Consider the following 18260-nt stretch of genomic DNA (forward strand, 5'->3'; position numbering starts at 1 on the left):
TCAGTCGCCCTTCGTGAGGATGTCGCGCGGATGGAGCCGCAGGACCCGGATGCCGGGGACGATGGTGGCCAGGGCCGCGATACCGAGGCCGGTGGCGCCGACAGCGCCGATGTCCCCCGCGCCGAGCTCGATCTCGATGGCGTCGATCGGCTCGACCTTCTCGGTGTCCTCCTTGAGGCCACCGCCGGTGGTGTCGGTGAGGAGCTGCCCGGGGGCCTCGTCGGCGGCGGAGTTCCTGGCGGAGGAGACCTCACCGGAGAGCAGCCGGTCACCGACACCCTGGGCGATGAACTGGCTTCCGGCGGCGGCGAAGCCGATCGCCAGGACCGCGCAGGCGCCCACCTCCGCCAGATGCTGGCCGAGCAGCTTGGGCTTCTTCTCGCCGAGGGAGAGCAGAATGCCCATCTCCTTGCGGCGTTCACGCAGGTTCGAGGCGATGATCAGGGCGAGGATGACGGTGCCCGCGACGGCGACCAGCCACACCGTGAGGGAGGCGAAGTCCGCCGTCCTGCCGATCGGGCCGACCAGGGTCTTGTACTGCTTGTCGTTGACGCTCAGCGGGTAGATCCTCGGGTCGAGTCCGGCCGCCTCGGCGTCGTCCCTGAGCCGGTCCAGATCACCGGGGTCGCGCAGGGTGAAGGTGGCCGACCGGACGTATCCGCCGTCGGCGCCCACCTTCCTGCCGTCGAGACGGGTCGCCCCGTCGGCGCTGACATAGATCTGGTTCGACGGCGCCTGCATCGGGGACACGTAAGTCCGGGGGTCGGCCGTGCTGTTCCGGTAGACGCCGGCGACGACGAAGCCGGTCTTCCTGGTGGTGAGTCTGCCGTCGGGCTTCTGGATGTTGGCGTTGAGCTGGACCCGGTCACCGACCTTGAGGCGGTTGGCCTTGGCCACCCGTTCCTCGATGACGACCATGTCGCTCCGGCTGGCCGGGGTGATCCCGGAGCCGGAGACCATCTTCGAGTCGCCGTTGCGGAAGTCCTTGGCCGCTCGCAGATCACGGACCCCGTCCGCCTTGAAGAAGTCGAGTTCATCGCTCTGGCCGGGCGGCGGCGGCACCGGCTGATGGACCTTGACCTGGTCCGTGGGGCCCGCCACACCGTCCTTGGTGTAGTTGCACCCGGCCACGACCGGCGACCCGCAGAGCTTGTCCACGAGGACGCGCCGCATATCGGCGTCGGCCCCGAGCTGCCCGGCCGCGCCGGGTCCGCCGCTCTTGCTGCCCTTGCCCGCTTCCAGATAGGCGTTCAGGTCCAGTTGCATGGTGGCCACCGCGCCCACGCTGCTCTTGGCGTCCACCGCGGCACGGGCCGCGGCGGACCGGATCAGGAACCCGGACAGGACCAGGGTGCAGATGACGAAGAACAGCCCGACGAGCATCACCGTCTTGCCCGGATGGCACCAGAGGCGCCACCAGGCCCGCTTGAACAGATTCATGGCGCTCACGCTAGGAGGACGGTGTTTCGGCGGAGGTTTGCCCGCGGGCCGTCGCGGCGGGGATCTCATACACGGATCAAAGGCGCCGTTTGGTAGGACGGACCCGGTGGGCGTCCGGCGGGGCCGGCCGCCCACCGGGAACGAACCGTCGGACCGATGAAGAGCAGAGGGTGTCGCGCGTGCGGGTGCTGGTGGTCGAGGACGAGCAGTTCATGGCGCGGGTCCTGGCGATCGGGCTGCGCAGGGAGGCGATGGCGGTCGATGTGGTGCACGACGGGGCGCGGGCCCTGGAGCAGCTCACCGTCCACGACTACGACGCGGTCGTCCTCGACCGGGACCTGCCGGAGATCCACGGCGACGAGGTGTGCCGCCGGATCGTCGCGCTGCGTCTGGACTGCCGCGTGCTGATGCTGACCGCCGCCTCCCGGCTCGGCGACAAGGTCGAGGGCCTCGGGCTGGGCGCCGACGACTATCTCGCGAAGCCCTTCGACTTCCCCGAACTGGTCGCCCGGCTGCGGGCGCTGTACCGCCGCAGCCCCATGGCCCACTCCCCGGTCCTGACCTTCGCCGATGTACGGCTGGACACCCATCGCCGCCAGGTCAGCCGCGCGGGCACCGGCATCCGCCTCGCCCCGAAGGAACTCGCCGTGCTGGAGCTGCTGATGCGCGCCGACGGCGGGGTGCTGAGCGCCGAGTACCTCCTCGACAAGGCGTGGGACGTGCACACCGATCCCTTCACCAACGCGGTCCGCCTGGTGGTGCACACCCTGCGCAGAAAACTCGGCGAACCCCGGCTGGTCCACACCGCGATCGGCGCGGGCTACTACCTGGGCACCGGGTGACACGGCCGGGACCGCGGCGGCGCGGGCGGGCGCAGCGGCGGCGGGCCCTGAGCATCCACGGCCGCCTCTTCCTCGGCTTCGGCGGCGCCCTCGGGGTGTGCGCCGCGCTGATGGTCGCGATCATCTACGTCGGGATGCGCTTCCTGCCCACGTACGACTTCAGCACGACCGTCATCGTCCCGGACGGCCCCTTCCCCCACGCGTCGCCCGGCCCGGCCGCGGCGTCCCACTTCCCGCTCGACCCCGCCTCGCCGCGGAGCCGGACGATGGAGCGGGCGGACAGCATCTCCAGTGAGGAGGACGTCTGGAACACGGTCCTGCTGGTGTCCGCCGGCGGGGTGCTGCTGGTGATGGCGCTCGGCCTCGGCGCCGGCTGGCTGCTCTCCCGGCGGCTGCTCGCCCCCCTGCACACCATCGGTGAGGCCGCGGCCAGGGCGGCGGACGGCAATCTGACCGGACGCATCCACGCCCGGGGTCCCGAGGACGAGCTGAAGCGGCTGGCCGACACCTTCGACACCATGCTGGCCCGTCTGGAGCGGTCCTTCGCCGCGCACCAGCGGTTCGCCGCCAACGCCTCCCATGAACTGCTCACCCCCCTGGCCACCACCCGGGCCGCCCTCCAGGTCGCCGCCGGCGCCCCGGCCGGCGAGGAGCTCACCGAGCTCACCCGGCTGCTCCAGGAGACCAACGAACGCAACATCAGCGTCGTACGGGCCCTGCTCGACCTGGCCGCCGCGGACCACGCCCCCTTCGACCCCGACCCCGTGGACCTGGCCGACCTCGCGGAAGGGGCCGCCGCCGACCGGGCCGGGCGAGCGGCGGAGCGCGGGGTCCGCCTCACCGTGGACGCCGAGGCCGACTGCGAGGTCATGGGCAACGCCGCCCTCCTGCGGCAGCTGGTCCTCAACCTCCTCGACAACGCGCTCACCCACAACGTCACCGAGGCGGGCTCGGTCCATCTCTCCGTCGTCCAGGACGGGACGACGGTGGTGCTGGAGGTGGACAACACCGGTCCGTATGTCGACGGGGCCGTGGTGGACCGGCTCTTCGAGCCGTTCTACCGAGTGCGTTCACGGGTCGGCAGCGACCGCTCGGGCCATGGTCTGGGCCTGGCGATCGTCCGCTCCATCGCCGCCTCCCACCGCGGTACGGCCACCGCGACCGCGAACCCCACCGGCGGACTCACCCTCCGGGTCGGCCTCCCGGTGTCGCCCGCCCATGAGGAGGGCCCCGCCCCGGGTGGCGGCCGGTAGCTCTCCGCGGCCGGCAGGGCCCGCCGTGGCCGAGGGCAGGCCCCGCCGAGGGGCCGCCTCCCGGTCCCGGCCCTCACGCCCGGGGTACGACCCCGGCGCCCGAGCACTTCCGCGCGCCCCCGGCCCCGTACCGGGGGCACCATGTCGGACGGCCGCGCCGGGACCTACCGTGGGAACCGTCCGATGGTTGAGTCCGCAACGGTCCCCGCCCGGACGCACCACGGCGACCCCGTACGCACCACCCCGCACCGCACCCGGACCACCACGCACCACCACGGCACCACCCCCGCACGCCACCCCGTCGCGCACCGCCCACACCCCGGAGGCCCCACCCCATGCCGCAGCCGACGCAGCGGGACCCGTCCGTACGGTCCGTCCGGACCGGGCTCGCCGCCACCGGCCGCTCCCCGCGTGACGGGAGAGGCGTCGTCCCGGTGCTCGCGTTCGCGGGCATCACCGTCGCGGTGATGCAGACCCTGCTGGTGCCGGTCATCAAGGACCTGCCCGTACTGCTGAACACCTCGGTTGCCGACGCGACCTGGGTCCTGACCTCCACCCTGCTCGCGGGCGCGGTGGCCACCCCGGTGATGGGCCGCCTCGGCGATCTGCACGGCAAGCGGCGGATGCTGGTCGTCAGTCTGTCCCTGATGGTCGTGGGGTCCCTGGCCGCGGGGTTCACCAGCGATCTGACGGTGATGATCGCGGCGCGGGCGCTCCAGGGCTTCGGGATGGGCGCGATCCCGCTGGGCATCGGGCTGATCCGGGACGTGCTGCCGCCGGACCGGCTCGGCGGGGCGATGGGGCTGATGAGTTCGTCGATCGGGGTCGGCGGCGGCCTCGCGCTGCCCGCCGCCGCGCTGACCGCCCAGCACCTCGACTGGCACACCCTGTTCTTCGGCTCGGCCGCGCTCGGCACCCTCGGGATCGTGCTGACCCTGCTGTTCGTCCCGGAGTCCGGGGTACGCGCCACCGGTGGCTTCGACATACCGGGCGCGCTCGGACTCACCGCCGGGCTCGTGCTGTTCCTGCTGCCGATCACCAAGGGCGACGCCTGGGGCTGGGCCTCCCCGCTCACCCTCGGCATGTTCGGCGGGGCCCTCGCCACCCTGCTGGCCTGGGGGTACATGGAACTGCGGCGCGCGGCGCCGCTGGTGGACCTGCGGACCTCCGCCCGCCGCGAGGTGCTGCTCACCAACCTCGCGTCGATCATGCTCGGTGTCAGCTTCTACGTGATCTCCCTGACCCTGCCGCAGCTGCTCCAGCTCCCGGCCTCCACCGGCCACGGCCTGGGACAGTCGATGGTGGTCGCCGGACTGTGCGTGGCCCCGCTCGGCCTCACCATGATGTTCACCGCCCCGGTGTACGCGCGGCTGTCCGCGCGGTACGGGGCCCGGTTCACGCTCGTCCTCGGGATGCTGGTCATCGGAGCCGCGTACGCGGCGGGTCTCGGGATGATGAGCGCCGCCTGGCAGACGGTGGTGATCTCGGTGGTGATGGGCGCGGGCATAGGCCTCGCGTACGCGTCGCTGCCGACCCTGATCACCCACGCGGTGGACCCGTCCCAGACGGGCGCGGCGAACGGCCTCAACACCCTGATGCGGTCCATCGGGACCTCGGTGTCCAGCGCGGTGATCGGGATGGTCATCGCCCGTACGGCGATCCCGCTGGACGGTACGGAGATCCCCAGCATGACCGGTTTCCGGCTCTCGTTCCTGATCGCGACGGGCGCGGTGGCCGTGGGCCTCGTCCTCGCCCTCTGTCTGCCGAACCCCCGCCGCGCGCCCTGACGGTGGCGAACGGACCGGTGACCCGCGCCCCCGCGTCCCGCCCGGCCGTGCGCGCCCCGCCGGACGGGCACCCCCGCCGCCGCCGGTCCGGCGGCTGTGCCAGCATGACGGCGCGGCCCGGCCGCGCCCTGTCCGCCGTACCGCCAGGAGCCGAGATGACCAGGTCACAGCCCGTTCCGCCGCCCGCGCCCGAGGTGTTGTCCGCCTTCGGGGCGGCGCCCGGCTTCATGCCCCGGGACGAGGGGCTCGCCCTGCACGCGGCGGCCGTGACGGCCGCCCGCCTCGGCCGTCCGCTGCTGGAGGTGGGCACCTACTGCGGGCGTTCCACGATCCTCCTCGCGGACGCGGCCCGTTCGGCGGGCCTCACCGCGCTCACCGTCGACCACCACCGGGGCAGCGAGGAGCAGCAGCCCGGCTGGGAGTACCACGACCCGGACACCGTGGACCCGGAGGTGGGCCTGATGGACACGCTCCCGGTGTTCCGCCGGACCCTGTACCGCGCCGGGCTGGAGGAGTATGTGGTGGCCCTGGTCGGGCGCTCCCCGCAGATCGCCGCGCTGTGGAACACCCCGCTGGGGCTGGTGTTCATCGACGGCGGCCACAGCGACGAGCACGCCACCGCGGACTACGAGGGCTGGGCGCCGCATCTCGTCCCGGGCGGTCTGCTCGTCATCCATGACGTCTTCCCGGACCCGGTGGACATCATGACGGGCCAGGCCCCGTACCGCGTCCAACTGCGCGCGCTGGCCTCCGGCGCCTTCGAGGAGACGGGGGCGACGGGTTCGCTGCGCGTCCTGCGCCGCACCGGCGGCGACCCGCTCACCCCGGCCCCCACCAGCCTCTCGCAGCCCGCCGGACGCCCCTGACCGGCCGCCAACTGCCCCTGACCAGGCACCGGACCGGCCCAGGTCCGACGGCGGGGCCACAGCCGGTCAGCACAGGGACCCCCCGGAACCCACCGGAACCCACGGACCGTAACGGGAACCGGCGTTACCCGGTATGACCGCCTTGAACTGGGGTTTCTGTTCTGCGGGGGTTCGCCCGGGGCAGCGGGTAGGGTGGCGGCGTGTCCTACGCCGGCCCCGAGTTCGACCCCCCGCGCCCGCCGCGCCGCACCCGCCGTCCGGCGCTCACCGCGGCGGCCGTCGTGGTGTCCGCCGTGGTGATCGCGGCCCTCGCCGTCCAGCTCACGAACGACGGCACACCAACCGCCGGCGGGACCCCCGCGGGCTCCGGCACCGAGGACGCCCGCGGCCAGGCACCCACCGCGAACGGCCCGGGCTCCCCCGCCACCCGCCCGGCGACGGACGGCACCACGAGGGACGGTGCCACGAGGAGCGACGCCACGAGCGCCCCCGCCGCCCCGGGGGCCACCCCTGACGGCACCCGCCCCGGTACGGCCGGACCGGGCGGCGGCACGCCCCGGGACGGGGAGAGTCCCGCGCGACTGCCCCTGAGCGGCAAGGTCGTCGTGATCGACCCGGGACACAACCCGGGCAACTTCCGGCACACCGAGGAGATCGGGCGGCAGGTCGAGATGGGCACCGGCCGCAAGGCGTGCGACGCCACCGGCACCTCGACCAACGCCGTCGCGGGCGGGAAGGCGTACACCGAGGCGGAGTTCACCCTCGATGTGTCACGGGTGCTGCGCTCCCAGCTGCGCGCGCAGGGCGCGACCGTCGTCCTCACCCATGACGGGGACCGCCCCTGGGGCCCCTGCGTCGACGAGCGGGCCCGGATCGGCAACGAGGCGCTCGCGGACGCCGTGGTATCGGTCCACGCGGACGGCTCGGCGCGGGGCAACCGCGGCTTCCACATGATCCTTCCCGCGCTGCTGGAGGGCCCCGGGGCGAACACGGCGCCGATCGTCGGCCGCTCCCGTGACCTGGGTGAACGTATCGCGGGGCACTTCGTACGGGCCACCGGGAGCGCGCCGTCCAACTACGTCGGCGACGGTACGGCGCTCGATGTCCGTGACGACCTCGGGGGCCTCAACCTCTCGCAGGTCCCGAAGGTGTTCATCGAATGCGGCAACATGCGTGACCCCGAGGACGCGGCTCTGCTGACGAGCGGCGCGTGGCGGGAACGGGCGGCGCGGGGGATCTCCGAGGGAATCATGAGTTTTCTGCGCGGGTAGTACGCACAGCCCCTGACCTGGCAGACACCTTCGGCGCGCCGACGATAGGGTCACCCCTACGATGTAGGGCCGCCCCCGCGCTTCGCACACCCTCGACGGCGACAGCGACGCCCCTCACCAGCGACCGAACAGACGACGGACGAAGGACCTGAAGTGAATATCCGCTCCCTCACTAGAGGCGACGGCGTGGTGATCGGAGCAGCGGTGTTGCTCTTCGTCGCCTCGTTCCTCGACATGTACTCGATCGACGGAGCCGGTGACGGAGCCGACTTCCCGAACGCCTGGGACAGCGCGCCGACCCTGATGAGCGTGTTCCTCGCGGGCATCATCGCGGCCGCGCTGATCGTCGTCTCGCACGCCCAGCCGCAGCCGCGCAAGATCGTGGGGCTGGACCTCGGCCAGTTCGGTGTGGCCTTCGCGATCTTCGCGGCCTGGAGCGCGCTGGGGTACATCTTCGACCCGGCGGGCGCGTTCGACAGCAGCGGCTCCCTCTCCCCGGACGCGGGCGCGGGCCTGATCCTCGGGCTGATCGCGGCGGTGCTCCTCGCGGGCGCGGCCGTGGCGACCCCGCTGGTGCCCGCGCTGAAGGCACCGCTGCTGGGCGCCCCGCGTCCGCAGACCCCGCAGCCGTACGGGCAGCAGCCGCCGCAGGGCGGGTACGGCTACCCGGGCGGACCGGGCGGCCAGCCCTCCTTCGGCGGGCAGCCGCAGCCGGGCCCGTTCGGTGCCCCGGGCGGCGCCCCGCAGGGCCAGCAGCCCGGCGCCCCGGCGCCCGGTCCGCAGGCTCCCGGGCAGCCGTTGTCCGGCGGGGACTTCTCGCCGTTCTGGTTCGCCGTGCCGGTGCCGCGTCCGCTGTACGCGGAGGACGGCTCGCCGACCCCGATCGCCGAACTCGCCCCCGGTACCTGGTACCTGGCGGTGGAGCAGCGCGGCCCCGGGCTGATCGCCCAGACGCAGGACGGCCGTCGCGGCGTCCTCCAGGACACCTCGGGCATCCAGCGGGGCTGACCCTTCGCGCGGACCCGGACCGATGGCCCCACCCCTCCCGGGGTGGGGCCATCGGCGTTCCCCGCGCCCGACCGGGCCGCCGGTATCCGGGTTTGAAGTGTCCACGACGGGTCAAGCGGGGGGTATGACCACACATCGGAGAACCGGCCAGGCGGGCAGGATCATCGCGGCCGTGGCGGACGTCATGGCCTTCATCCTGGTCCTGTGGATCCTGATGTACCTGCTGGACGCGAACCGCGGCAACGCGCTCGTCCAGTTCGTGCAGGACAGTGCGCACTGGCTCGCGGGCTGGTCGCACGACCTCTTCACGTTCGACCAGGACTGGGCACGGGTGGTCGCGGGCTACGGCCTCGCCGCCGTGGTCTATCTCCTCGTCGGGCACACCGTGGCGAACCGCGTACGCCGCTGACCGGCCACGCGGTCCGGGCGGGGCGGGGCCGGAGACGGCCCCGCCCCGCCGTACGTGTGTTCAGGGCCCGCTGTACGTCCGCTCAGGCGCAGCAGGGGGCGTCCAGGCCCCAGGGGAGGCGGTCACCGGCGAACACCGCGCAGGTCGCCTCGTGCCCGCCGAGGGCGGCGACAGCGAGCAGCAGCGCGCCGGCCGTCCAGCTGGTCAGTTCCTCGGGCCATACGGCGCGGTCCGCGTAGACGTAGCCGGTCCAGTACAGACCGCTGTCCGGGTCGCGCAGATGCTGGATGGACTGGAGTATCTCCAGGGCCCGGTCCGACTCCCCGACCGTCCACAGCGCGAGGGCGAGTTCGGCGGACTCCCCGCCGGTGACCCAGGGGTTGGGCACCACGCAGCGCACTCCGTACCCGGGGACGACGAACCGGTCCCAGCCGCCGGCGATCCGCTCGGCGGCCTCCGCGCCGGACACCGCCCCGGCGAGCACCGGGTAGTACCAGTCCATGGAGTAGCGGTTCTTGTCGAGGAACCGTTCGGGGTGGCGGCGTATCGCGTGGCGCAGCGCGCCGACGGCCAGCTCCCAGTCGGGCTGGGGCTCGTCGCGCTGGTCGGCGAGGGCGAGCGCGCAGCGCAGGGCCTGGTGGATGGAGGAGCTGCCGGTCAGCAGGGCGTCGGGGACGGGTGTGCCGTCCGGCTCCCGCTTCCAGCCGATCTGTCCGCCGGGCTGCTGGAGGGCGAGCACGAACTCGACGGCGGCGAAGACGGTGGGCCACATCCGGTCCAGGAAGCCCTCGTCGCCGGTGGCGAGGTAGTGGTGCCACACGCCGACGGCGACGTACGCGGAGAAGTTGGTCTCGCGGGCGTGGTCGGTGACGTCGTCGGGGTCGCCGTCGGCGTAGGCCGCGTACCAGGAGCCGTCCGGGTTCTGGTGCCGGGCGAGCCAGGCGTAGGCGCGGGCGGCGGCCTCGTGCTCCCCGGCTGCGTCGAGGGCCATCGCGGACTCGGTGTGGTCCCAGGGGTCCAGATGGTGGCCGCGGAACCACGGGATGGCGCCGTCGGGCCGCTGGACGGCGAGGAGCCCCCGCACGGTCGCGGTGGCCTCCTCGGCGGTGAGGACCCCCGGCAGGACGAGGTGTTCCGTCCGGGGGGTCGTCACGAAGCGTCCACCGCGGGCAGCTGGGGCTTGGTCGCGTACGCGACGAAGCTCTTGCCGATCAGCGGGTTGAGCGCCCGTTCGGTGACCCGGGTGGCGAGAGGTTTCTTCATGATGTCCCACACCAGCAGCTTGTGATAGGCGCGCACGGGCAGGGCGCGGTCGTTGTCGACGCCGAACGCGCACTTGAGCCACCAGTACGGCGCGTGCAGGGCGTGCGCGTGATGGGAGCCGTAGGGCCGCAGTCCCGCCTCGCGTATCCGGTCGAGGAGTTCGTCGGCGCGGTAGATACGGATATGGCCGCCCTCGACCTCGTGGTAGGCGTCGCTGAGCGCCCAGCACACCTTCTCGGGGCCGTAGCGCGGGACCGTGACGGCGATCCGGCCGCCGGGCCTGAGCACCCGGACCATCTCCGCGAGCACGCCCTTGTCGTCGGGGATGTGCTCCATCACCTCGGAGATGATCACGACGTCGAACGAGCCGTCGGGGAAGGGCAGGTTGAGCGCGTCGCCCTCCATGGCGGTGGCGGTGGCGCCCGCCGGGGCCTCCCCGGCCTCCTTCATCGCGGCGAACCACGAGGCGACCTCGCGGATCTCCTCGGCGTTGCGGTCCAGGGCCACCACCCGCGCACCGCGCCGGTACGCCTCGAAGGCATGGCGTCCTCCGCCGCACCCGAGGTCCAGGACGCGGTCGCCCGGCGCCAGCGGGAACCGGGTGAAGTCGACGGTCAGCATCAGTGGTTGCTCCCCACCACATGTGTGGCCGCGGTACGGCCGCTGCCTGTGTCCGCGGCCGGGGCGGGGCCCCGGCCGGTACCGGTCGGCCGGGCGGCCGACGCGCGGGCGACGGCCTCCCGGTAGTGCTCCACGGTGCCCTTGGCGGCCTGGGCCCAGGTGAACCGGGCCAGGACCCGGGCGCGGCCCGCCGCCCCGAGCCGGGCCCGCAGCTCCGGGTCGCCGAGCAGCCTGCCCAGCGCGGCGGCGAGGGCTCCGGCGTCACCGGGCGGCACCGCGAGACAGGTCTCGCCGTCGGTGCCCGCGACCTCCGGGATCGCGCCGCCGGTCGTGGCGACCAGCGGGGTGCCCGTGGCCATCGCCTCGGCGGCGGGCAGCGAGAAGCCCTCGTACAGCGACGGGACGCACGCGATCCGCGCCGACCGCACGAGGTCCACCAGCTCGGTGTCGCTGATGCCCTTCACGAACTCGACGGCGCCTTCGAGCCCGTACCGTTCGATGGCGCGGGCGACGGGGCCGTCCTCGGCGCGGCGGCCGACGACCACCAGATGGGCGGACGGGTGCTCGGTACGGAGCTTCGCCAGTGCCTCGACCAGATGGACCAGGCCCTTGAGGGGCACGTCCGCGCTGGAGGTGGTGACGATCCGGCCCGGGACCTCGGCCACCGACGGATCGGGGGCGAACAGCTCGGTGTCGGCGCCGATATGGACCACATGGACCCGGTCCGGGCGCACCCCGAGCTGGTCGACGATCTCGCCGCGGGACGTGCCCGAGACGGTGAGGACCGACGGCAGCCGACGGGCGACGCGCTTCTGCATCCGGGTGAAGGCGTACCAGCGGCGCAGCGACGCCCGGCGCCGCCAGTGGGGGGCGGCGTCCAGCTCCAGCCGCCGGTCGACGGTGACGGGATGATGGATCGTGGTCACCAGCGGTGCGCCGAGCCCGCCCAACTGGCCGTAGCCGAGGGTCTGGTTGTCGTGGACGACGTCGAACTCACCGCGCCGAGCGCGCAGATGGCGCCGGGCGCGCAGCGAGAACGTCAGCGGCTCCGGGAAGCCGCCGGTCCACATGGTCGCGACCTCCAGCGCGTCGATCCAGTCGCGGTACTCGCCGCGGCCCGGGGTGCGGAACGGGTCCGGCTGGCGGTACAGATCGAGGCTGGGCAGCTCGGTCAGGCGCAGTCCGGCGAGGTCCTCGCCCTCGTCGAGGACGGGGTACGGCTGGGAGCCGATGACCTCGACACGGTGGCCGAGGCGGACCAGCTCACGGGAGAGATGGCGGACGTAGACGCCCTGGCCTCCGCAGAAAGGGTTCCCCTTGTAGGTGAGGAGCGCGATCCGCAAGGGGTGACCGTCGGGTGGCGCCGCCGCCGGGGTACCGGTCAGGGCGGCGGGCTGCCGGATTCCGTCCCCCGGCTGAGGGCGGGCCTCCATGGCCTCTGCGGTCACTCATGGCCCCCTTCTCGGCGGTGTCGTCGCCCGACCCTATGTGCGGGCGGCAATCTAGAACAAGTTTCAGACCCGGGCGTCCAAGGAGACCGAATCTACCGGTCGGTAGCCGCGCCCGGCCGGGCGGACCAGGTGATTCGCACCACGGCCCGGCGCCCGCGATCGCGTACGGACCGGCAATCCGGTCACGTTGGCCGGGGCCCGTCCGGGGTCGCACTCCCCCGCGCCGTCCGGCATCCTGCCCGGTGACGGACGACTGCGAGGGAACGGGACGAACGCGGCACATGACAGCACGAGCCATGCCGGACGACGGCGGGTCGGGGGCGTGCCCGGCACCCCTCACGGAACGTCAGGAGGAGCGGCGGCGGCGCATCCTGCGCGCCGGCGCGGAACTCGCCGCGCAGGGCGGGTTCGACGGGGTGCAGATGCGGGAGGTCGCCGAGCTGTCCGGGGTCGCGCTCGGCACGCTGTACCGCTACTTCCCCTCCAAGGTCCATCTGCTGGTGGCGACCATGCGGGACCGGCTGGAGCGGGTGCACGAGTCCCTGCGGGGGCGGCCGCTCCGGGGGGAGACGGCCGCGGAGCGGGTCGCGGAGACGCTGATCCGCGCGTTCCACGCGTTCCGGGGGGAGCCGCGGCTCGCCGACGCGGTGGTGCGGGCGCTGACGTTCGCCGACCGGTCGGTGAGCGCGGAGGTGGAGCGGGTGTCCTCGCGGACCGCGGCGATCGTTCTCGACGCGGTGGGGCCAGGGGGCCCCGGGGCCGAGGGACCACCCGCGGTGGCACGGGTGCCCGGGTCCGGCCCCGCCTCCGGGTCCGGCCTCGGCCCCGCCTCCGGGTCCGGCCTCGGCCCCGGCGCCGGGTGCGGGTCCGCGGTGCGGGTGATCGGGCATGCGTGGCATGCCGTGCTGGTGGCTTGGGTGTCGGGGCGGGCTTCGGTGGCGGAGGTCGAGGCGGACATCGTGACGGTGTCCCGGCTCATTGACACGTGAGCTTGCGCTTGCGCTTGTGAGGTCTGTCCGGCTGGGCGTACTTCGTTCCTGTGCCGTCGCTCGGTGGTTTCGCGCAGTTCCCCGCGCCCCTTTGGGGCGCCATCTGCTTGTTCTTCGGGTCGGTGCCGGTCGGGATTCTCCGTCCTCGATCCGACACGCTCGGTACGACGTTCATGTGACCCGACTGAAGAGCATCGGAGTCTGCGAGCAGAGATTCCCGCCCACCCCCTCCCGCAGCAGCGCGACTACACGAGGAGGGGGGTTCCGCAGACGACGGACAACATGATGGGGCGCCCCCAAAGGGGCGCGGGGAACTGCGCAAAAACGAGGACGGCCCCGCACCCGAAGAGCGACCGCAACGGGGCACCACCCAGGGGCGCGGGGAACTGCGCACCCCCGGAGTACCCGCACGGGGACAAGTGCGCCCAGCCGGACAGACCTAGGAAGCGCAAGCAAAGGCGACCCGGGGGGGGAACTGCACGAGCAACCAAGCGCCACCCGCACCCGAACGGGAACCGCAAGGCGCGCAACCTCAGGGGCGCGGGGAACTGCGCACCCCACGAACGACGGCACAGGAACAAGTGCGCCCAGCCGGACAGACCTCGGAGGCGCAAGCGAAGGCACCCCGGGGGGGAACTGCGCACCCCACGAGCGACCCGTGCGGGGACGAGTGCGTCCAGCACAGGTCGCTCGGGGGGCGGGCGGTCAGGTCAGGGAGCGGTCCGGTTCTCGGACCGCGGCCTTCTCCGGTTCGTCGGGCGCCGCGGGCGGAACGGGCACGGACCGGGCCCGGGGACCGGCCAACAGGTACCCGATACCGAACCCCGCACCGACCACCATCGCACCCCCCACCGCGTCCAGCACCCAGTGGTTCGCCGTCCCGACGATCGTCATCACGGTGATCGTCGGATGCAGCGCGCCCAGCACCTTCATCCACACCTTGGGCGCGAGGATCACGATCACCACCCCGCACCACAGGGACCACCCGAAGTGCAGCGAGGGCATCGCCGCGTACTGGTTGGTGAGCGCGGTCAGCGTCCCGTAGTCCGGCTTGGAGAAGTCCTGCGCACCGTGCACCGTGTCGATGAACCCGAGCCCGGGCATCAGCCGCGGCGGCGCCAGCGGGTACAGCCAGAACCCGATCAGCGCGAGCACCGTGGCGAACCCGAGCGCGGTCCGTGCCCAGCGGAAGTCGACCGGCCGCCGGACGTACAGCACCCCGAGCACGGTCAGCGGCACCACGAAGTGGAACGACGTGTAGTAGAAGTTGAAGAAGTCCTTCAGCCAGGGCACTCCGACGACGGCATGGTTCACCCAGTGCTCGATGTCGATGAACAGCGCCTGCTCGATGGAGTGGATCTGCCGCCCGTGCTCCTCGGCCGTGGAACGCCCCGCGGTCGCCGCGAGCCGCACCTGCGAGTACGCGGAGTACCCGACCCGGATCAGCAGCATTTCGAGCAGCAGGTTCGGCCGGGTCAGCACCCGCCGCCAGAACGGAACCAGCGGCACCCACTTCCAGCGCGCGGCCACGGGCGCCGCGTAGTCCGTCGGGACCGGCCGGTCGAAGGTGGGCGCCGTCCGGGACAGGAACGGCACGAAACACGCGGCGGCGAGCGCCGCGACGAGGATGACGTTGTCGCGGATGGGATGCAGCACCGCCATGTTCGGCAGCATCATCTTCGCGGGCAGCGTCATCGCCAGGACCACGGCGACGGGCCACACGGGCCGGTCCGAGGCCCGCTTGCCGACCCGTCCGACGACCGCGAGCAGCACCCACAGCAGCTGGTGCTGCCAGGCGGTCGGGGACACGGCGACGGCGACACAGCCGGTGATGGCGACGGCGAGCAGCAGCTGGCCGTCCCGGGCGTAGCGCACCGCGCGGCGCAGTCCGACGTACACGACGGCCGCGGCGAGCGCCAGGAACAGCGCCCACTCCAGCGGACCGCTCAGCCCGAAGCGCAGCAGCGCGCCGTGCAGCGACTGGTTGGCGAGCCCGTCGGGGTTCACGGCGAGTCCCGCGCCCGCGGCCTCGTCGATCCAGTACGTCCAGGAGTCGTCGGGCATCGCGGCCCAGGCGAGGGCCGTGCTCGCGGCGAAGGTGGCGCCCGCCGAGACGGCGGCCTTGCGGCGGCCGGTGAACCACAGCAGGGGGGCGAAGAGCAGCACGGTCGGCTGGAAAGCGGCGCCGATGCCGATGAGCACACCGCTCACCCGCTCGTCACGGGCGGCGAAGCAGCCGACGAGGACGAGCAGGACGGGGATGATGCTGGTCTGGCCGAGGTGCAGGGTGTTGCGGACCGGCAGGGACAGCATCAGCAGGCAGATCGCGACGGGCGCGGCCAGCAGCGCGGTGCGCCGGGACACGGGCTGGGGTACGGCCCGCGCGACGATCAGCCCGAGGACGGCCACGAGCAGCAGGGTGCCGAAGGTCCAGCCCCAGCCGAGCGCCTGCTCGGCGGAGCTCGCGAAAGGTTTGAGTACGAGCCCGTTGAACGGGGTACCCGTGAACTGGGCAGCGTCGTAGAGCGACCCGGGGACGTGCAGCACTCCGCCGGGGCCGGTCCAGGTCCCCAGATCGGTGAGCCGTTCGCCCGGCGGCTGCCGCAGCACCACCGTGATCTGCCGGACGGCCAGGAGTGCCGCCATCAGCCACAGGCCGACGCGCATCGCCCCTATCCGAGGGTTCACCGTGTCTCCCGGTCTCGCCAGCAAGACATCTCCTGGTCCCCCGTGCTCCGCTTTCGCCACGCCGCGTCGGCCCTCCCGCCCCGTTTCGCATACTTCGCTCATCGATGTACGGCCTGTCTCGATGGGCCGACCCTAAAGGCTCGCACTGTCCTTGCGAGGAGACGCAGGCAACCCCCTCTTCACCTGACAGCCTCTTCACTTTTGATCGGATGACGATAGTCGGGAAACGGCTCACTCCTGACCGCCAGGGGCGATATTGATCACACTCGGACTGCCCGTCGAAGGAGGCGAATTCAACTCCTCCGACCTCATTGATGGCACTTTGTCCCGGGGATCGCGCCCCCCGCGTGAGCGGGCCTCCGCCGGGCGCTCCCGGCGCCGCCCCGCGCGCCGGAACCACTCCGGCGGAGGAACCGCGCGGGCCCGGGTTATCTTCGGACCGACGGACTCTTTAGCCGCCCTAACGAAAGTGGGTGCCGTTCATGACCGACCCGACCTCGCAGGACCGGTGGGACGCAGTCGACGACTACTTCACCGCTGCTCTCGCGCCCGCCGACGAGGCGCTGGACGCGGCCCTGCGGGACAGCGACGCGGCCGGGCTGCCGAGCATCGCGGTCGCCGCGAACCAGGGCAAGCTGCTCCAGCTCCTCGCGGAGATCCAGGGCGCGCGCCGCATCCTGGAGATCGGCACGCTCGGCGGCTACAGCACCATCTGGCTCGCCCGCGCGCTGCCCGCCGACGGCCGTCTCGTCACCCTGGAGTACGCGGCGGCCCACGCGGACGTGGCACGGCGCAATATCGCCCGTGCCGGGCTGGACGGGCTCGTCGAGGTGCGCGTCGGGCCCGCGCTCGACTCACTGCCCGTGCTGGAGGCGGAGGGGGCCGAACCGTTCGACTTCGTCTTCATCGACGCGGACAAGGCCAACAACCCCCACTACCTGGACTGGGCGGTGCGGCTCACCCGCCCCGGCTCGGTCGTCGTGGTCGACAACGTCGTGCGGGGCGGCGGTGTGGTGGACGGGGACAGCTCCGATCCCGCGATCACCGGCACCCGCACCCTGGTCGACCGGGTGGCGGAGCATCCCCGGCTGTCCGGGACCGCCGTCCAGACCGTCGGCACCAAGGGGTACGACGGCTTCCTGCTCGCCCGGGTCACCGCCTGACCCGGTGACGTACGCGCCCGGCCGTCCCGGAGTGGTCCGGTGCGGCCGGGCCCCGGTCATGTCTCGTGGTAGAAACCGACGTTCACCGAACGCGGTCCCGTCCGGTCGAGGACCACGATCTCCCCGGACGAGCCCGGGGGCAGCGGTACGGTCCCGCCGTACGCGAGCGGTTGCGACGGGCCGCGGCCGACGGTGAGACGCACCTCGGACGACGGGTCCACCTGCGAGCCGCGCAGCCAGGTGACCGTCCACCCGGCGTCCGCGCCGCAGCGGAACTCCAGATGGGTCCGTGACACGAAGAGCCAGTCGTCGGGGGTCGCGAGCCGGCACACGCTCCGGTCCCGCCCCACTCTCAGCACCGCGCCCGCCGTGCTCGCCGTCTCGGCCATCAGCATCCCCGCCGTGGCCCCCGTGTCGGCCTCCGACAGCGTCGCCATGGTCAGCTCCAGCACCCTGTGCTCCTTTGTCGTCCGCAGTGGTCCAGGGCGAGCGTCGCACAGCCCCCGCCCACACGGCAGAGGGCCGCCTTCGCTAGCGCTTCTCAGGTCTCCCCGGCCCGAGCGCACTTGTCCCCGTACGGGCCGCTCGTGGGGTGCGCAGTTCCCCGCGCCCCTGAGGTGCTGCCCCATTACGGTCGCTCTACGGGTGCGGGTCCGCCCTCGTCTTCGCGCAGTTCCCCGCGCCCCTGGGTCTGTCCGGCTGGACCCACTTGTCCCTGCGCCGTCGCTCGCGGGGTGCGCAGTTCCCCGCGCCCCTGAGGCGCTGCCCCCTTGCCGTCGCACTTCGAGTGCGGGCCGACTCTCGTCTTCGCGCAGTTCCCCGCGCCCCTGGGTCTGTCCGGCTGAGCCCACTTGTCCCTGCGCCGTCGCTCGCGGGGTGCGCAGTTCCCCGCGCCCCTGAGGCGCTGCCCCCTTGCCGTCGCTCTACGGGTGCGGGTCCGCCCTCGTCTTCGCGCAGTTCCCCGCGCCCCTGGGTCTGTCCGGCCGGGCGCACTTGTCCCTGCGCCGTCGCTCGCGGGGTGCGCAGTTCCCCGCGCCCCTGAGGCGCTGCCCCCTTGCCGTCGCACTTCGAGTGCGGGCCGACTCTCGTCTTCGCGCAGTTCCCCGCGCCCCTGGGTCTGTCCGGCCGGGCGCACTTGTCCCTGCGCCGTCGTTCGTGGGGTGCGCAGTTCCCCGCGCCCCTGAGGTGCTGCCCCATCACGGTCGCTCT

The 18260-nt window shown here is 72.9% G+C and carries 14 protein-coding genes and 1 pseudogene; 9 read left to right on the forward strand and 6 right to left on the reverse strand.

Going from position 1 to position 18260, the window contains the following annotated elements:
• Nucleotides 1–1440, reverse strand: a complete 1440-nt coding sequence (locus AB852_RS30665; RefSeq protein ID WP_073793495.1) for an ABC transporter permease — start codon at nt 1438–1440, stop codon at nt 1–3.
• Between the two features lie 179 nt (nt 1441–1619).
• Here AB852_RS30665 and AB852_RS30670 point away from each other — a divergent pair, with 179 nt between their 5' ends.
• The 7 genes and pseudogenes from AB852_RS30670 (at nt 1620) to AB852_RS30700 (ending at nt 8876) form a co-directional block, all read left to right on the forward strand.
• Nucleotides 1620–2282, forward strand: coding sequence for a response regulator transcription factor (locus AB852_RS30670; RefSeq protein ID WP_073793496.1), 663 nt, complete (start codon nt 1620–1622; stop codon nt 2280–2282).
• Nucleotides 2279–3535, forward strand: coding sequence for a sensor histidine kinase (locus tag AB852_RS30675; RefSeq protein WP_073793497.1), 1257 nt, complete (start codon nt 2279–2281; stop codon nt 3533–3535). The genes AB852_RS30670 and AB852_RS30675 overlap by 4 nt, the downstream gene beginning before the upstream one ends.
• A 335-nt stretch (nt 3536–3870) precedes the next feature.
• Nucleotides 3871–5316: pseudogene (locus AB852_RS30680) on the forward strand (MFS transporter); the annotation flags it as partial.
• 161 nt (nt 5317–5477) lie between these two features.
• Complete coding sequence (locus AB852_RS30685) at nt 5478–6188, forward strand: class I SAM-dependent methyltransferase (RefSeq protein WP_073793498.1); 711 nt, start codon at nt 5478–5480, stop codon at nt 6186–6188.
• A 200-nt stretch (nt 6189–6388) separates the two neighbouring features.
• The gene (locus tag AB852_RS30690) at nt 6389–7459 is read left to right on the forward strand and encodes an N-acetylmuramoyl-L-alanine amidase (RefSeq protein ID WP_073793499.1); all 1071 of its coding nucleotides are present in this window, start codon (nt 6389–6391) and stop codon (nt 7457–7459) included.
• Nucleotides 7460–7612: 153 nt separating this feature from the next.
• Nucleotides 7613–8467, forward strand: a complete 855-nt coding sequence (locus tag AB852_RS30695; protein WP_073793500.1) for a DUF5336 domain-containing protein — start codon at nt 7613–7615, stop codon at nt 8465–8467.
• A gap of 124 nt (nt 8468–8591) precedes the next feature.
• Nucleotides 8592–8876: a hypothetical protein gene (locus AB852_RS30700; RefSeq protein ID WP_073793501.1), complete on the forward strand. Its 285-nt coding sequence runs from the start codon at nt 8592–8594 to the stop codon at nt 8874–8876.
• Between the two features lie 82 nt (nt 8877–8958).
• On the opposite strand, the gene AB852_RS30705 is transcribed toward AB852_RS30700, so the two are convergent.
• The 3 genes from AB852_RS30705 to AB852_RS30715 are packed head-to-tail and all read right to left on the reverse strand — an operon-like array spanning nt 8959 to nt 12208.
• Nucleotides 8959–10029, reverse strand: coding sequence for a glucosidase family protein (locus AB852_RS30705; protein WP_073793502.1), 1071 nt, complete (start codon nt 10027–10029; stop codon nt 8959–8961).
• Entirely contained in the window at nt 10026–10760 is a 735-nt protein-coding gene (locus tag AB852_RS30710) for a class I SAM-dependent methyltransferase (protein WP_073793503.1), read from the reverse strand. Before AB852_RS30710 ends, AB852_RS30705 begins: the two co-directional genes overlap by 4 nt.
• The gene (locus AB852_RS30715) at nt 10760–12208 is read right to left on the reverse strand and encodes a glycosyltransferase family 4 protein (RefSeq protein ID WP_245876986.1); all 1449 of its coding nucleotides are present in this window, start codon (nt 12206–12208) and stop codon (nt 10760–10762) included. The genes AB852_RS30710 and AB852_RS30715 overlap by 1 nt, the downstream gene beginning before the upstream one ends.
• A gap of 284 nt (nt 12209–12492) precedes the next feature.
• Between AB852_RS30715 and AB852_RS30720 the strand changes: the two genes are divergently transcribed.
• The gene (locus tag AB852_RS30720; protein WP_073793504.1) at nt 12493–13200 is read left to right on the forward strand and encodes a TetR family transcriptional regulator; all 708 of its coding nucleotides are present in this window, start codon (nt 12493–12495) and stop codon (nt 13198–13200) included.
• Between the two features lie 705 nt (nt 13201–13905).
• On the opposite strand, the gene AB852_RS30725 is transcribed toward AB852_RS30720, so the two are convergent.
• On the reverse strand, nt 13906–15948 hold the full coding sequence (locus AB852_RS30725; RefSeq protein WP_399502432.1) for a bifunctional glycosyltransferase 87/phosphatase PAP2 family protein: 2043 nt from the start codon (nt 15946–15948) through the stop codon (nt 13906–13908).
• A gap of 422 nt (nt 15949–16370) precedes the next feature.
• Here AB852_RS30725 and AB852_RS30730 point away from each other — a divergent pair, with 422 nt between their 5' ends.
• Nucleotides 16371–17051 carry an O-methyltransferase gene (locus AB852_RS30730; RefSeq protein WP_073794176.1) on the forward strand — a complete coding sequence of 227 codons (681 nt, stop codon included), beginning with the start codon at nt 16371–16373 and terminating at the stop codon, nt 17049–17051.
• A 56-nt stretch (nt 17052–17107) separates the two neighbouring features.
• On the opposite strand, the gene AB852_RS30735 is transcribed toward AB852_RS30730, so the two are convergent.
• Nucleotides 17108–17503: an FHA domain-containing protein gene (locus AB852_RS30735; RefSeq protein ID WP_073793506.1), complete on the reverse strand. Its 396-nt coding sequence runs from the start codon at nt 17501–17503 to the stop codon at nt 17108–17110.
• Nucleotides 17504–18260 lie beyond the last annotated feature (757 nt).

This window comes from Streptomyces uncialis, assembly GCF_001905345.1.
GTDB lineage: Bacteria > Actinomycetota > Actinomycetes > Streptomycetales > Streptomycetaceae > Streptomyces > Streptomyces uncialis.